The following is a 14,032-nucleotide window of genomic DNA, read 5'->3' as shown; positions in this document are numbered from 1 at the left end:
CAGAATGCCTACAAAAATGCGTATAATGCATGTGCGATTTCGTGAGGGGTTTAGGCTGATGGACAGCCGAATGACCGCTTGTTCGATCCAAACCGGCCATCGTCGATGGCTTGATTTTATAGATTCCTATTGATGGGGGCGAAATATGAAAGTTTTAGTACCGGTCAAACGCGTGGTTGACTACAACGTTTCGGTTCGTGTGAAGGCCGATGGTTCGGATGTGGACATTGCGAATGTAAAAATGTCGATGAATCCGTTTGATGAAATCGCGATGGAAGAAGCCGTGCGCTTGAAAGAAGCAGGTGTGGCAACTGAAATCGTAGCGGTTTCTGCGGGCGTGGCGCAATGCCAAGAAACTCTGCGCAGTGCCTTGGCGCTGGGCGCGGATCGCGCGATTTTGATCGAAACCACCGAGCAATTGCAACCTTTGGCGGTGGCAAAACTATTGGCGGCGGTGGTGAAGCAAGAAAATCCATCGTTGGTCATCATGGGCAAACAAGCGATTGACGACGACGCGAATCAAACCGGCCAAATGTTGGCGGGCTTGTTGGACATTCCGCAAGCGACCTTTGCCTCGAAAGTGGTCGTTGCCGATGGCAAAGCCACCGTGACCCGCGAAGTCGACGGCGGTTTGGAAACCATCAGCATGAGTTTGCCAGCCGTTGTAACGGCGGATTTGCGCTTGAACGAGCCGCGCTACGCGACCTTGCCCAATATCATGAAAGCGAAGAAAAAACCGTTGGACACCACCACGCCGGACGCATTGGGCGTGGACGTGGCGCCGCGTTTGAAAACCTTGAAAGTGTCCGAGCCGCCAGTGCGCAGCGCGGGCGTGATCGTGCCGGATGTAGCGACCTTGGTTGAAAAACTGCGCAACGAAGCCAAAGTGCTGGGTTGATCGTTGACGTAATCAGCGGAATGAATAGGAGAACAAAATGACTGTTTTAGTAATTGCAGAACACGACAATCAAGCGCTCAAAGGCGCAACTTTAAATGCCGTGACTGCGGCGCAAAAAATCGGTGGCGACATTCATGTGGCCGTGATCGGTAGCGGCGTCGGCGCGGTGGCGCAAGCGGCAGCAGGTGTCGCAGGCGTGAGCAAGGTATTGAGCTTTGACGACGCGGCTTTGGCCGAGCAAACATCCGAAGCCGTAGCGGCACAAATTTTGAGTGTGGCGAGCCAATACAGCCACATCGTTGCACCGGCGACCTCGATGGCGAAAAGCGTGTTGCCACGCGTGGCGGCCAAACTGGACGTGGCGCAAATTTCCGAAATCGTGGCGGTGGAATCGGCCGATACGTTCGTGCGCCCTGTTTACGCAGGTAACGTGATGGCGACCGTGCAATCGGTTGACCCGATCAAGGTCATCACCGTGCGTACCACCGGCTTTGATGCTGCGGCAGCGAGCGGTGGCTCGGCTGCGGTTGAGGCGCAAGCGGTGCAAGCGGCAGGCAACGGTGCGACATTCGTATCACGCGAAGTGGCCCAATCAGATCGCCCTGAGTTGACTTCGGCCAATGTGGTCGTATCGGGTGGCCGTGGTTTGGGCAGCGCTGAGAATTTCAAAATCATCGAAGCTTTGGCTGATAAACTCAATGCCGCTATGGGCGCGTCACGCGCTGCGGTGGATGCGGGCTTTGTGGCCAATGACTTGCAAGTCGGTCAAACCGGTAAAATCGTTGCGCCGCAGTTGTACATTGCGGTGGGTATTTCCGGCGCGATTCAGCACCAAGCGGGTATGAAGGATTCCAAAGTCATCGTGGCGATCAATAAAGACCCGGACGCGCCGATTTTCCAAATTGCGGATTACGGTATTGTCGGCGATTTGTTTGAAATCGTACCGCAGTTGACCGCGGCGGTTTGATGATCGAATGAGCGTACAAATCACATAAAGCAAAACATAGCAAACAAGTCCAGTGACCGCATGGCGCTGGACTTTTTTAAGGAAATACGGAAAAAGTAAAACCCTATTTTTTCCGTGCTGAGTATTAGAAATTTAGTCAGGGAAACCCTGACAAAATTTGAACAAAATCAAAATGTTAAAATTGCGGATGCAGTCAAGTATGCTTGCCCATATCAATGTTTGAGCTGAAAAACATACTATTCCGCGTTTTCTTAAAACAGCAGAGCCATTTATGGCTGATTGAATGACGAAAAAGTCGTTGTTACTTGATGCACATTTTTAAAAAAGGTTGAATCATGAGCTACATCGCACCCCAAAAAGATATGTTGTTTGCCTTGGAACACATTGCCCAGATGCCACAAATCATGCAGGACACGGCGATGGATTTAGACATGGACACCGTCGCGGGGATTTTGGATGAAGCGGCGAAAATCAATCAGGACGTGATCGCACCGACCAACCGCGTGGGTGACGAGCAGCCGTCATTCCTAAAGGATGGCAAAGTCACCACCAGTCCGGGTTTTAAAGCCGCGTTTGAGCAATATGTGCAAGGCGGCTGGCAAGGTCTGTCGCACCCTGAAGCCGTGGGTGGGCAAGATTTGCCTAAACTGATCGCCACGGCGTGTAATGAGATGATCAATGGCGCGAATACCTCGTTCGGCCTGTGCCCCTTGCTCACCGACGGCGCGATTGAAGCGGTGCTGACTGCCGGTAGCGACGCGCAAAAACAAACCTACATCCCGCGTCTGATTTCCGGTGAGTGGACCGGCACGATGAATCTGACCGAGCCGCAATCCGGCTCCGATTTGGCACTGATTCGCTCGCGTGCCGAACCGCAAGCCGATGGTCGCTATAAAATTTTTGGTACCAAAATTTTCATCACCTTTGGCGACCATGATTACACCGACAATATCATGCACCTTGTGCTCGCGCGCACGCCGAATGCGCCCGAAGGCATCAAAGGCATTTCGCTGTTCATCGTACCGAAATTCCTGATTAACGAAGACGGTAGTCTGGGGGCCGCCAATGACGTGCAAACCCTGTCGTTGGAGCACAAATTGGGCATCAAAGCCAGCCCGACGGCAGTGTTGCAGTTCGGTGACAACGGTGGTGCGCTCGGTGAGCTGGTCGGCGAAGAAAATCGCGGCCTCGAATACATGTTTATCATGATGAACGCGGCGCGTTTTGGTGTCGGTGTGCAAGGCATCGGCATCATGGAGCGTGCGTATCAAAAGGCGGTGCAATACGCCAAAGAGCGCGTGCAAAGTCGTCCGGTGGATGGCTCGGCGCGCGAAGCGGTGGCGATCATTCACCATCCGGATGTCAAACGCATGCTGCTCACCATGAAATCGACCGTGGAAGCCTGTCGTGCGATGGCGCTGCACACCGCCGGTTTGAACGACATCGCGCATCGTCATGCGGACGAAGCGACCCGTGCGCAGGCGCAAGCGCAGTTTGAATTCATGGTGCCATTGGTTAAAGGCTACTCGACCGAACAATCGGTGGAAATGGCCAGTCTGGGCGTGCAGGTACACGGCGGTATGGGCTTTATCGAGGAAACCGGCGCGGCGCAATACTACCGCGACGCGCGTATTTTACCGATTTACGAAGGCACGACCGCGATTCAGGCAAACGATTTGGTGGGGCGCAAAACCGCGCGCGATGGCGGCGCCGTGGCCGAGCAATTCTGCACGCACATTGACGCGACGGTGGCGCAGTTGCAAGCGAGCGCGCACGATGCGCTCAAAGCTTTGGCCGCGCCATTGGCGCAGGCAAACGCAAATCTGCGCGAAGTGGTGGCGTTTGTCTTGGCGAACGTCAAAACCGCACCGAACAACGTGTTTGCCGGCTCGGTGCTGTACCTCAAATTGGCCGGTTTGGTCGTGAGCGCGTGGCACAGTGCGCGCGCGGCATTGGCGGCGCAGGCGCAATTGGATGCGGGCAATAACGATACGGTGTTCTTGAACAGCAAAGTGCAAACCTCCGCGTTTTATATCCAAGCTTTGTTGCCGCAGGCGCAGGCGCTGACACAGGCGATTTTGCACGCGGGCGAGGGCGCGGGTAATTTTGACGTGGCGCAGTTCTGATGCGTGAATGACTGAGCATTTCAGTCCATGATGTAAAAAAGCAAGCGTGAATCAACGCTTGCTTTTTTTATGATGTGCGACGCTTGGGTTCGTTACTTTGTCAGCGCAGAATTATTTGAGGTAGGAACGAATCAAGGTGACGGCTTCATCAATGGTGTCGTGGATGCGTTCGTGATCCGGATTGGTTTTGATGTCGGTGATGGAGCAGTCGGCGTGGCCAAAGCTCTCCAGCAGATGCCCCTCAAGCACATCGGCCATCAGGCCGTTGATGGCGCCACGTATGGCGGCTAATTGCTGCAGCAGGGGGCCGCATTGGACGCCGTCGGCAACAGCGCGCTCCAGCGCCTCTGCTTGGCCTTTGATGCGGCGCAGGCGTGTAATGGCGCGTTTTTTGTCTTCTATCGAATGGGGCATGATTGTATTCGCTTGGTTGGGTGAAATGTAGTAATGACTAAAAATGACGTTGGATAATTAAATCTCGCCACGGTGCTTAATGCGAATAAGTATATTGTTTATTGCTGTCGTTCGCAATTGAATACCCGAAAAAAATGAAACGAGCGTACTTTTAGGTGGTTTTAATTGATTTTAAATGCTGATGTGAACAAAAAGAAAAGCGGAGGAGTACTCCGCTTTTTGTATTCATCAGATGTGTTCTTGATGTTTCACAGACGCGTGCGCCATTTTTGAATCTCGGTACGCACCTGCTCTGGTGCTGTTCCGCCGATATGGTTGCGCGCGGCAACGCTGCCCTCCAACGTCAGACAATGCGATACATCGGCTTCAATCAACGCTTGTTGTTCGGTGGATAAGTCGGTGGCCGAGCGCAATTCATCGAGCGTCAAATCCGCCAAGTCGCAGCCTTTTTGCGTGCATATCTTGACCGCATGCGCGACCGCTTCGTGTGCATCACGGAATGGCAAGCCTTTTTTCACTAAGTAGTCGGCCAAATCGGTGGCGGTCGAGAAGCCTTGCAACGCTGCCGCACGCATATTGTCAGCCTTGACCGTGATGCCCTGTACCATTTCGGTGAAAATCAGCAGGGTTTCCAGTACGGTGTCTACGGCATCAAACAATGGCTCTTTGTCCTCTTGGTTGTCCTTATTGTAGGCCAGCGGTTGGCCCTTCATCAATGTGAGCAGGCTCATCAAATCGCCGTAAACGCGTCCGGTTTTACCGCGCGCCAATTCGGGTACGTCGGGATTTTTCTTTTGTGGCATGATGGAGGAGCCGGTGCAGAAACGATCGGCCAGATCAATGAAGCCAACGCGTGGGCTCATCCAGTTGACCAACTCTTCGGATAAGCGCGAGACATGCATCATGATCAAAGACGCGGCGGCACAAAATTCAATGGCAAAGTCCCGATCCGATACCGCATCCAGCGAGTTTTCGCACACACCGTCAAAAGCCAACAGCTCCGCCACGCGTTCGCGGCGAATCGGATACGTTGTCCCTGCCAATGCTGCTGCGCCCAGCGGCAAACGATTGACTCGTTTTCGGGTATCGAGCATACGTTCGGCGTCGCGCGCAAACATATTCACATACGCCAATAAATGATGGCCAAAGGTGATCGGCTGAGCCACTTGCAAATGTGTGAAGCCCGGTAAAATGGTGGCCGCCTCGCGCTCGGCCACGTCCAGCAAGCCGCTGCGCAAATTGCCCAGCGCCACCACGATGTCATCAATCTGCGCGCGCAGCCATAGGCGAATGTCGGTCGCCACCTGGTCGTTGCGCGAGCGGCCGGTGTGCAAGCGTTTGCCCGCCATACCGACCAACTGCGTTAATCGTGCTTCGATATTCAGATGCACGTCCTCCAAATCCAACTGCCATTCAAATTGATCCGCCTCAATTTCCGCGCGAATTTGCGTCAATCCACGCTGAATATCCGCCAAATCCTGCGCAGAAATAATATTTTGCTCGGACAACATTTGTGCATGTGCGAGCGAGCCTTGGATATCAAACAAGGCCAAGCGCTTATCAAAAAATACCGATGCGGTATAGCGTTTGACCAGCTCGCTCATCGGTTCGGAAAACAGTGCGGACCAGCCGGCAGACTTATTGTGCAATTGAGAATGATTGGAATGACTCATGCGGTACTTTCTGTCAAATTTCTATCTATGGGAATGGCAAAAATAAACCTTCATTCTAAAGCAAAAGCGCCGTAAAACATAGCAGCACGGCATCATCAAGCGATTTAAAATTGCTCATTACGGGTGTTTTATCAGCGCAACAGGTGCGGCAAGCAGAAAAAAATAGGGGCGTGCTTGAAAACTCGAATAAGGTGTTAATGTGAAAGCTAAGCCCCTGATTTTAAGCAGGTTTCAGGGCGTTTTTGGCTGTAAAGTCCTGTGCTTGCTGGCTTGGGCGAAAATAAAAATTGGCAAATCGCTTGACGGGCGTGCGAAAACTATGGTTAAATTCGCCCCGTTGTGAATGACCTATAGCCCTCGCTGTACTGGATGAACGATTGGTGACATCGGGGATTGCAATAACTTAGCTGGTGGAGATTAATAAATGAATAAGTCAGAATTGGTGGATTTCATTGCTGGTGAAGCAGAAATTTCAAAAGCCGCGGCTGGTCGTGCATTAGACGCTGTAACTACAGCGGTTAAGAAAACTTTGAAAAAAGGCGGTACTGTAACTTTGGTTGGCTTCGGTACCTTCTCTGTGGGCAAACGTGCAGCGCGTGTTGGTCGTAACCCACAAACTGGCGCGGAAATCAAAATTAAGGCAGCTAAAGTGCCTAAATTCCGTCCTGGTAAAGCATTGAAAGATGCTGTAAACTAATTATTTTAAGATTGGGTGTTTAGCTCAGTTGGTAGAGCGGCGCCCTTACAAGGCGTAGGTCGGGAGTTCGACCCTCTCAACACCCACCAGTCTTAAAAAAGTGACATAGCAGTACAAACGGTTTTGGAGCGGTAGTTCAGTTGGTTAGAATATCGGCCTGTCACGCCGGGGGTCGCGGGTTCGAGTCCCGTCCGCTCCGCCAAAACAAAACGCACAGAGCAGTTTAAGTGTGCGTGCAAAAAAGCGAGTTTAGCTCGTTTTTTTGTTCTCAAAAATCCAAGAGGTTTTTGGGAAATAGCAGAACAATATGCGGGTGTTTAGCTCAGTTGGTAGAGCGGCGCCCTTACAAGGCGTAGGTCGGGAGTTCGACCCTCTCAACACCCACCACGCATATTGAGTCTGGCGATGAATATTGGAGCGGTAGTTCAGTTGGTTAGAATATCGGCCTGTCACGCCGGGGGTCGCGGGTTCGAGTCCCGTCCGCTCCGCCAATAAATCGATCAAAGGCGAACTTCGGTTCGCCTTTTTTCTTGTGCTCCTTTATAATACGAGCTTATCTTTGGCCGCATGGCGATCGGTGATTGCATTTTGGCAAGCTCGTATGGTTTGTGTGTTACTGCGTGCTTGCGCGTGTCTATGCGTATTGGGCGGCATCCATATTTATTAAGGGTTTGTTATGTTTGATTTTGTGCGAACACATCAACGTTGGCTCCAATTTATTTTGCTTTTGCTGATCTTGCCGGCATTTGTTTTGACCGGCGTTGCTTCATTTAATAGCTCTGCCAGCGACACGGCTTTGGCCAAAGTGGGCGAGCGCGAAATCACACAGCAGGAGTTTAACGCGAGCTATCGTCGTTTCGTGGACAATGCGCGCCAGCAGATGGGTGATCATTTTGATGCCGCGTATTATCAAAAACCGGAAGCGCAAGCGGCGTTTCTGACGCAAATGAGCAATGACGTGTTGTTTGAGGATTTGCTCGCGAGCGGCAAAATGACGGTCAGTGATGCGGAGTTGGTTCAAGCGCTTGCGCAGATGCAGGGCATGCCGAAAAATGCACAAGGTGGCATTGATGAGGCGGCGTATAAAGCTGCATTGGCACAGCAGGGTTTGACACCGGCGATGCATCAGGCGGGTGTTCGTGCGGATTTGGTGAAAGAGCAAGTGGTTCCGGCCTACCGTGCGTTGAATTTGCCGGTGAGCGCCGAATTTATGACCAAATTCTTTGGTCGCGCACGCTTGGTGGAGATTAAATCGGTGGATTTGACGCCGTATATGGCGCAGGTATCGGTCTCGCCCGATCAGGTTCAGGCTTATTACGACCAGCACAAGTCGCAGTTCAATGTGCCGGATGCGTTCGATGTGGATTACGCTGTGATTCCGGTTGCGGGTGGCGGTGGCGCCGCATCCAGTTTAAGTGATGAGGATATTAAGGCGGTGTTTGGTGCCGATGCGACACCGGAGCAGTTGGCGAAGGTGCGTCAAGATCCGAATCAGTCCAAAGTGGTGTTGGAAAAAGTGGTGCAAAAGAAATTGGCGGAGCGCTTGGATGCGCAGATCACCAAAGCGCCACAGGATTTGACCGCATTGGCAAACATGTTTAATGCGAAGGTCGAGCAGGGCAAAGGCATTCTGCGTCAAGCGATGCCGAATGAACCGGTGGTGTTCCAAGATCCAAAAGTCCGCGAGGCTTTGCTCAACGCGACACAAGCGGAATCAAAAAACATTGCGCCGGTGATGGCGTTACCGACGGGTGATTTGTTGGTGGCACGTGTGGTGAACTATCGTCCGGCGGGCGTGCGCAGCTTTGATGAGGTGAAGGCCGAGGTTGAGCAGCAATTGCGTCGTGAGGCGGCTGTGGCCAAAGCGAGCGAAGACGCGCAGAAAAATCTGGCCAATCAGTCGGCGAGTGCGTCCATTGGCAATGCGCAGTATTTAAGCTGGCTCGGTAGCGACGTGGCGACACCGGCGATTGCGGTGAAGGCGATGAATCTGCCGCTGGCGAATTTGCCTGCGTTGGCCGTGGTGGCGGACACCGATCGCGTGGATCTGATTCGCGTGGTGAAAGAGGAGTCTTTGCCGCCGCCGCAATTGGCACAAATGACGCAGTGGGCGCAAAGCGTGTGGAATACGCCGAATGAAAATTTGGCGGCGAGCGCGTATATGGCGGCGTTGCGTGAGCGCATGGGGGTGAAGTTGTATCCCGAACGTATTAAGGTCGCGCAGGAATAAGTTGGACGATGCACGCTAAATGGCTCATTTAGCGTGTTTTGTTTTGGATTTTTTATCAGTTTGTCGGATGGAGTGTGTGTGTTATCAGCAGTCAATATTACTCAACAGTTTGGCGCAAAGCCATTGTTTGAAAACATCAATGTGAAGTTTGGTGAGGGCAATCGTTACGGTTTGATCGGTGCGAATGGTTGCGGTAAATCAACCTTTATGAAAATTTTGGGTGGCGATCTGGAGCAATCCTCCGGTCAAGTGGTGATCGAGCCAAACGTGCGTTTGGGTAAATTGCGTCAGGATCAGTTTGCGTTCGAAGATATGCGCGTACTGGACGTGGTGATGATGGGGCACACGGAAATGTGGCAGGCCATGACCGAACGCGATGCGATTTATGCGAATCTGGAGGCGACCGAGGACGACTATATGCACGCGGCGGAGCTGGAGAGCGTGTTTGCGCAGTACGATGGCTACACGGCTGAGGCGCGCGCGGGCGAGCTGCTGCTGGGTGTGGGCTTGCCGTTGGAATTGCATCAAGGCTTGATGAGCGCCGTTGCGCCGGGCTTAAAGGTGCGTGTGCTGTTGGCGCAGGCATTGTTCTCCAATCCTGATGTGTTGCTGTTGGACGAGCCGACCAATAACTTGGACATCGATACGATTCGCTGGCTCGAAGGTGTGCTCAATGAGCGCGACTCGACCATGGTGATTATTTCGCATGACCGACACTTTTTGAATGCGGTCTGTACGCACATGGCCGATATGGACTATGGCACGCTGACCGTGTATGCTGGCAACTACGACGATTACAGCCTCGCTTCGGCGGAGGCGCGCGCGCGCCAAATGGCAGCAAACAGCAAGGCGAAAGAGCGTATTGCCGAGCTGCAAGAGTTTGTGGCGCGTTTCTCGGCCAATAAATCGAAAGCCTCACAAGCGACTTCCCGTCAAAAAATGATTCAGAAGATCAAGGCGGATACGGTTGAGGTGAAACCATCATCGCGCCAAAATCCGTTTATTCGCTTTGAGCAAAATAAACCGTTGCATCGTTTGGCGGTTGAGGTGGAGCATATCAGCAAAACCTTTGATCGTCCGATCATCAGCAAATTCTCCACGATGATTGAAGCGGGTGACAAAATTGCCATCATCGGTGGCAATGGCGTGGGTAAAACCACCTTGTTGCGTATCTTTGAGGGTGATTTGGCAGCGGACAGCGGTACGGTCAAATGGTCGGAAAATGCCGACATTGGCTATATGGCACAAGATGTGGCCGAGCATTTTGATTCGAGCGAAAACCTGATGGAATGGATGGGCAACTACCGTCAGCCGGGTGACGACGATCAGGTGATTCGCGGCGTGCTCGGTAAACTGCTGTTCTCCGGTGAAGACGTGGTCAAGCCGGTGAGTGTTTTATCCGGTGGTGAAAAACACCGCATGAGCTTTGGTCGCTTGATTTTGGGGCGTCACAATGTATTGATGCTCGATGAACCGACCAATCACTTGGATATGGAGTCGATCGAGTCGCTCCAGTTGGCTTTGGAAAAATACGCCGGAACGGTATTCATCGTCTCGCACGACCGTCAATTCATTGGTAATGTCGCCACACGCATCATCGAGGTTAAGGGGGATGGTCAGATTGTGGATTACAGAGGCGATTACGAAGAATATTTGGACAGTCAGGGAATTGAAGGGTAAGTGGCGTAAAATAATGCCATCAACTCAATAAAGCAGGAGATCATCATGCCCGTATTGCAACTGATCGCGCCGTCGAGTAATCCGCAAGACCGCAATGCCATCGCGCGTGGCGTGGATTATTTTGTTCGCCAAGGTTGGCGCGTGACCGGTCAGGCGTGCGCTTTGCGTCAGATGCAGCGGTTCGCCGGAACGGATGAAGAGCGTTTGAATGAAATCAATGCATTGACTCGATTTATCAATCCGAGCGAGGACATCAAAGCCAAACGCCCCAATTTGGTAATGGCTTTGCGCGGTGGCTACGGCCTGTCGCGTTTGTTGGAGCACATTGATTTTGACGGCATTGCGCAGACGAAGTTGTGTTTGATGGGACACAGTGATTTTACTGCGTTTAATTTGGCGTACTACGCTAAAACCGGCTGCGCCTCGTACAATGGGCCGATGCTCAGTTTTGATTTTGGGCCGGAAACGCCGTCGCCATTCATGCTCAAGCATTTTTGGAATCTGATTCAAGCGGGCGAGGATATCATCACGGTGAAACGGCCGCAGCCGTATCGCTTTGAAGCCGACGGTATTTTGTGGGGCGGCAATTTGACCATGATCAATCAATTGGTCGGTACGCCGTATCTGCCGAATATTAAGGGCGGTATCTTGTTTTTAGAGGATATTAACGAGCATCCGTACCGCATTGAGCGCAATCTGTATCAATTGCGCGACGCGGGGATTTTAGAAAGCCAGGTAGCGATTGTGCTCGGCCAGTTCAATGGTTATCAATTGTACGACAGCGACAATGGCTACAATTTTGATGAAATGGTGGCGCATTTGCGCGCGCGGTGCCGCGTGCCGATTCTGACCGGTTTGCCGTTTGGACATGTGCGCGATAAAGTCACCTTGCCGGTTGGTCAAAACGCGCAGTTATTGGTTGAGGCGGAAAAAGGTTACGAGCTGAAAGTCAAAGCCATTCGTTGCGAGTAAGTGCGCATCGAGCGTAGAAAAAGCAAGCCGCAGGCTTGCTTTTTTTGTGGCTGAAATGGTCAGCGCAGATAATAAGTGGTGCGCAACATTTTGATGCGCGAGATGTAATTCTGCGTTTCGTTCGGCATCTTGGTCAGGCGAAATGTACTGTAATTGCTCTCGCCATCGTCGTTCTTTTTGGTCTTGCTGTTTTTGCTGCGGGGGTTCGGTTTGATATACTGGTCAACGTTACCCAAACCCCAGTTGTAGGCGGCCAAGGTCAGCTCCAGATTTTTGTTGTAGCGCAAATACAGCATATTCAGGTATTTGGCCGCCGCCTGAGCAGAGTCCTGCGGGTGCGTGCGATCATCCAGGCCCATGTCTTTCGCGGTGGCGCGCATGAATTGAAACAATCCTTGGGCGCCGCGATAGCTCTCTGCGGTCGGGTTGCCAGCGGATTCTTGATGCATGACGGCGGACAGCAGGCCTTTGGGTAGATCGTATTGTTGTTCCAATGCCTCAAGCTTCAATTCGTCGCGCCATTCGTATACGCGCAATGCGATCGCGTCATCGCCCGAGCGATAGCCTAACTCACGCAAGATCGGCCAGAGGATGAACAGGCCCAACGCCACCAAAGTGGCCATGAGTAGCCACTGGATGTGCTTGCGCGGAGTGTTGGTCTGTATGCGGGTCATAATGGTTTGCGATAGATGGTTCGTTGGCTTGCTTGCGCCATATCAAAACGCGTATTGTAGCGGAAAATCATATACTTTCTGTGCGGATCGTTGGCGAAAGTGTGTATAGGGCGAAATAAAAAACCACCTTCTCAGGTGGTTTTTACAGGTGCTTCGCAGGTCATTTTTACCCAGAAACAGAATCAAGTCATCAATGATTTATTTGATTTTGGTTTCTTTGTAGATCACATGCTTACGTGCCACGGGATCAAATTTTTTGATTTCCATTTTTTCTGGCATGTTGCGTTTGTTTTTATCGGTCGTGTAGAAGTGACCGGTACCTGCAGTGGATTCGAGTTTGATTTTATCGCGCATGATGGTTCTCCTTAGATTTCGCCACGGGCACGCAAATCGGCCAATACGGCGTCGATGCCGTTTTTATCGATGGTGCGCAAAGCGGCGTTTGATACGCGCAAACGCACGTAGCGGTTTTCTGACTCTACCCAAAAACGACGGCTTTGCAAGTTTGGCAAAAAGCGACGTTTGGTTTTATTGTTCGCGTGAGAAACATTGTTCCCAGACATTGGGCGTTTACCCGTTACTTGACATACGCGTGCCATGAAAGTTCCTTTGATGCTTGTGAATATGACCCGATGGCGGTTAAATCGTTGTTTTGGTGTCGCGTAGTCGAGACGACTGCTTAGAACAACGTGAACGACTCAAGTCAAAGTGATTCGGTTAATTTAAAGGTTCGCACACTTCGCCGGTGAATCTGTCCAGCCCTCAGTGAATTCGCGTACGATGAATGTACGTATTGCCGCGACTGTAGGGTGAATATGGCAAAAAGTGTTTCCAGAACGCGCAATTATACGGGAATTTGGTTTTGAAAACAAGTGCTTCGTCGCGTTCGTGCTGAAAGTGTGGCGATATTGGCATAGGATTTGATCCAAATACGCATCAATACATGGGGCGGTGCTCAAAATAATGTGCTTATACAGCCGTTTTCGGCCAGACTGTACGGCGTTTGCCCGTCGGCAACAATGAAGTGGTCAATCAAGTACAGCCCAAGCGGGCGTAGGTGCTCTTGTAATGCCTGAGTGGTATGAATGTCGTCTTCGGACGGCTGTGCGCTGCCATTCGGATGATTGTGCGCGAGGATGATGGCGTGGGCATTCACGCTCAGTGCGCGTTGTACCAGCGTGCGTACATGCAGATTGAGCGTGGTCGGCGTGCCCTCGGATAGGGTTTCGATGTGTATCAGTCGCAGTGATGGGTCGAGAAACAGGGCGATGCATTGCTCGCTCGCGGCGTTGCGTAAATGCAATTGAATCAGGGTTTTGAGTGCGGGCAAATCGGCGATGACCGTGTGTTGGCTGGCGCTGTCGGCGAGTGCGCGGCGGCTCATTTCAAATACGGCTTGCAGTTGCACATATTTGGCTTGTCCCATGCCTTTGATTTGCGACAATTCGTCCAAAGGCGCGGCGAACAGTTGCGCCAGCGTACCGAAATGTGTGATCAATTCTTGTGCCAAATCGACCGCGCTTTTGCCGTGAACGCCCACGCGCAGGAAAATTGCGAGTAGCTCGGCATCGGTCAAGGCTCCGGCGCCGCTGTTGAGCAATTTCTCGCGCGGTCGGTCGTGAACAGGCCAATCGGTGATGGACATATCGTTTATAATCCTGCTGTGAAAATAGGGCGAGTGAGTTGTGTTGCGCTGCCTTT

At 52.0% G+C, this 14,032-nt stretch carries 13 protein-coding genes and 4 tRNA genes; 11 read left to right on the top strand and 6 right to left on the bottom strand.

Annotation, left to right across the window (positions count from 1 at the left end; translation table 11 throughout):
- Positions 1-145 precede the first annotated feature (145 nt).
- From ACZ41M_RS07695 to ACZ41M_RS07685, 3 genes are all read left to right on the top strand, one after another.
- Positions 146-898 (top strand): electron transfer flavoprotein subunit beta/FixA family protein, encoded by a 753-nt coding sequence (locus ACZ41M_RS07695; protein WP_464731721.1) that lies wholly within the window; start codon positions 146-148, stop codon positions 896-898.
- 37 nt (positions 899-935) lie between these two features.
- The gene (locus tag ACZ41M_RS07690; protein ID WP_464731722.1) at positions 936-1,865 is read left to right on the top strand and encodes an electron transfer flavoprotein subunit alpha/FixB family protein; all 930 of its coding nucleotides are present in this window, start codon (positions 936-938) and stop codon (positions 1,863-1,865) included.
- Positions 1,866-2,200: 335 nt separating this feature from the next.
- The gene (locus ACZ41M_RS07685; RefSeq protein ID WP_464731723.1) at positions 2,201-3,991 is read left to right on the top strand and encodes an acyl-CoA dehydrogenase; all 1,791 of its coding nucleotides are present in this window, start codon (positions 2,201-2,203) and stop codon (positions 3,989-3,991) included.
- Positions 3,992-4,102: 111 nt separating this feature from the next.
- Here ACZ41M_RS07685 and ACZ41M_RS07680 read toward each other — a convergent pair whose 3' ends face one another.
- A complete protein-coding gene (locus ACZ41M_RS07680; RefSeq protein ID WP_464731724.1) occupies positions 4,103-4,405 on the bottom strand; it encodes a metal-sensing transcriptional repressor in 303 nt (100 codons plus the stop codon).
- Positions 4,406-4,653: 248 nt separating this feature from the next.
- Complete coding sequence (gene argH, locus ACZ41M_RS07675; RefSeq protein WP_464731725.1) at positions 4,654-6,078, bottom strand: argininosuccinate lyase; 1,425 nt, start codon at positions 6,076-6,078, stop codon at positions 4,654-4,656.
- 424 nt (positions 6,079-6,502) lie between these two features.
- Between argH and ACZ41M_RS07670 the strand changes: the two genes are divergently transcribed.
- The 8 genes from ACZ41M_RS07670 to ACZ41M_RS07635 all read left to right on the top strand — a co-directional run bounded on the left by ACZ41M_RS07670 (position 6,503) and on the right by ACZ41M_RS07635 (position 11,657).
- Positions 6,503-6,775 (top strand): HU family DNA-binding protein, encoded by a 273-nt coding sequence (locus ACZ41M_RS07670; protein WP_464731726.1) that lies wholly within the window; start codon positions 6,503-6,505, stop codon positions 6,773-6,775.
- A gap of 13 nt (positions 6,776-6,788) precedes the next feature.
- Positions 6,789-6,864 (top strand) — tRNA-Val (locus ACZ41M_RS07665).
- 36 nt (positions 6,865-6,900) lie between these two features.
- Positions 6,901-6,977 (top strand) — tRNA-Asp (locus ACZ41M_RS07660).
- 109 nt (positions 6,978-7,086) lie between these two features.
- Positions 7,087-7,162 (top strand) — tRNA-Val (locus ACZ41M_RS07655).
- Positions 7,163-7,189: 27 nt separating this feature from the next.
- Positions 7,190-7,266, top strand: a tRNA-Asp gene (locus ACZ41M_RS07650).
- 185 nt (positions 7,267-7,451) lie between these two features.
- Positions 7,452-9,005, top strand: coding sequence for a SurA N-terminal domain-containing protein (locus ACZ41M_RS07645; protein WP_464731727.1), 1,554 nt, complete (start codon positions 7,452-7,454; stop codon positions 9,003-9,005).
- 78 nt (positions 9,006-9,083) lie between these two features.
- On the top strand, positions 9,084-10,685 hold the full coding sequence (locus tag ACZ41M_RS07640) for an ABC-F family ATPase (RefSeq protein WP_464731728.1): 1,602 nt from the start codon (positions 9,084-9,086) through the stop codon (positions 10,683-10,685).
- 45 nt (positions 10,686-10,730) lie between these two features.
- Complete coding sequence (locus tag ACZ41M_RS07635) at positions 10,731-11,657, top strand: LD-carboxypeptidase (protein ID WP_464731729.1); 927 nt, start codon at positions 10,731-10,733, stop codon at positions 11,655-11,657.
- 59 nt (positions 11,658-11,716) lie between these two features.
- Here the strand turns inward: ACZ41M_RS07635 and ACZ41M_RS07630 are convergent, their stop codons facing one another.
- The 4 genes from ACZ41M_RS07630 to radC form a co-directional block, all read right to left on the bottom strand.
- Positions 11,717-12,331, bottom strand: coding sequence for a lytic transglycosylase domain-containing protein (locus ACZ41M_RS07630; RefSeq protein WP_464731730.1), 615 nt, complete (start codon positions 12,329-12,331; stop codon positions 11,717-11,719).
- 198 nt (positions 12,332-12,529) lie between these two features.
- Complete coding sequence (rpmG, locus tag ACZ41M_RS07625) at positions 12,530-12,685, bottom strand: 50S ribosomal protein L33 (RefSeq protein WP_114562497.1); 156 nt, start codon at positions 12,683-12,685, stop codon at positions 12,530-12,532.
- Positions 12,686-12,696: 11 nt separating this feature from the next.
- Positions 12,697-12,930 carry a 50S ribosomal protein L28 gene (rpmB, locus tag ACZ41M_RS07620; protein WP_464731731.1) on the bottom strand — a complete coding sequence of 78 codons (234 nt, stop codon included), beginning with the start codon at positions 12,928-12,930 and terminating at the stop codon, positions 12,697-12,699.
- 356 nt (positions 12,931-13,286) lie between these two features.
- Entirely contained in the window at positions 13,287-13,976 is a 690-nt protein-coding gene (radC, locus tag ACZ41M_RS07615; protein ID WP_464731732.1) for a RadC family protein, read from the bottom strand.
- Positions 13,977-14,032 lie beyond the last annotated feature (56 nt).

It is taken from the genome of Puribacter membranae, assembly GCF_055380425.1.
The sequence above is the reverse complement of the archived record's forward strand: the minus strand, read 5'-3'. Positions and strand labels throughout refer to the sequence as shown.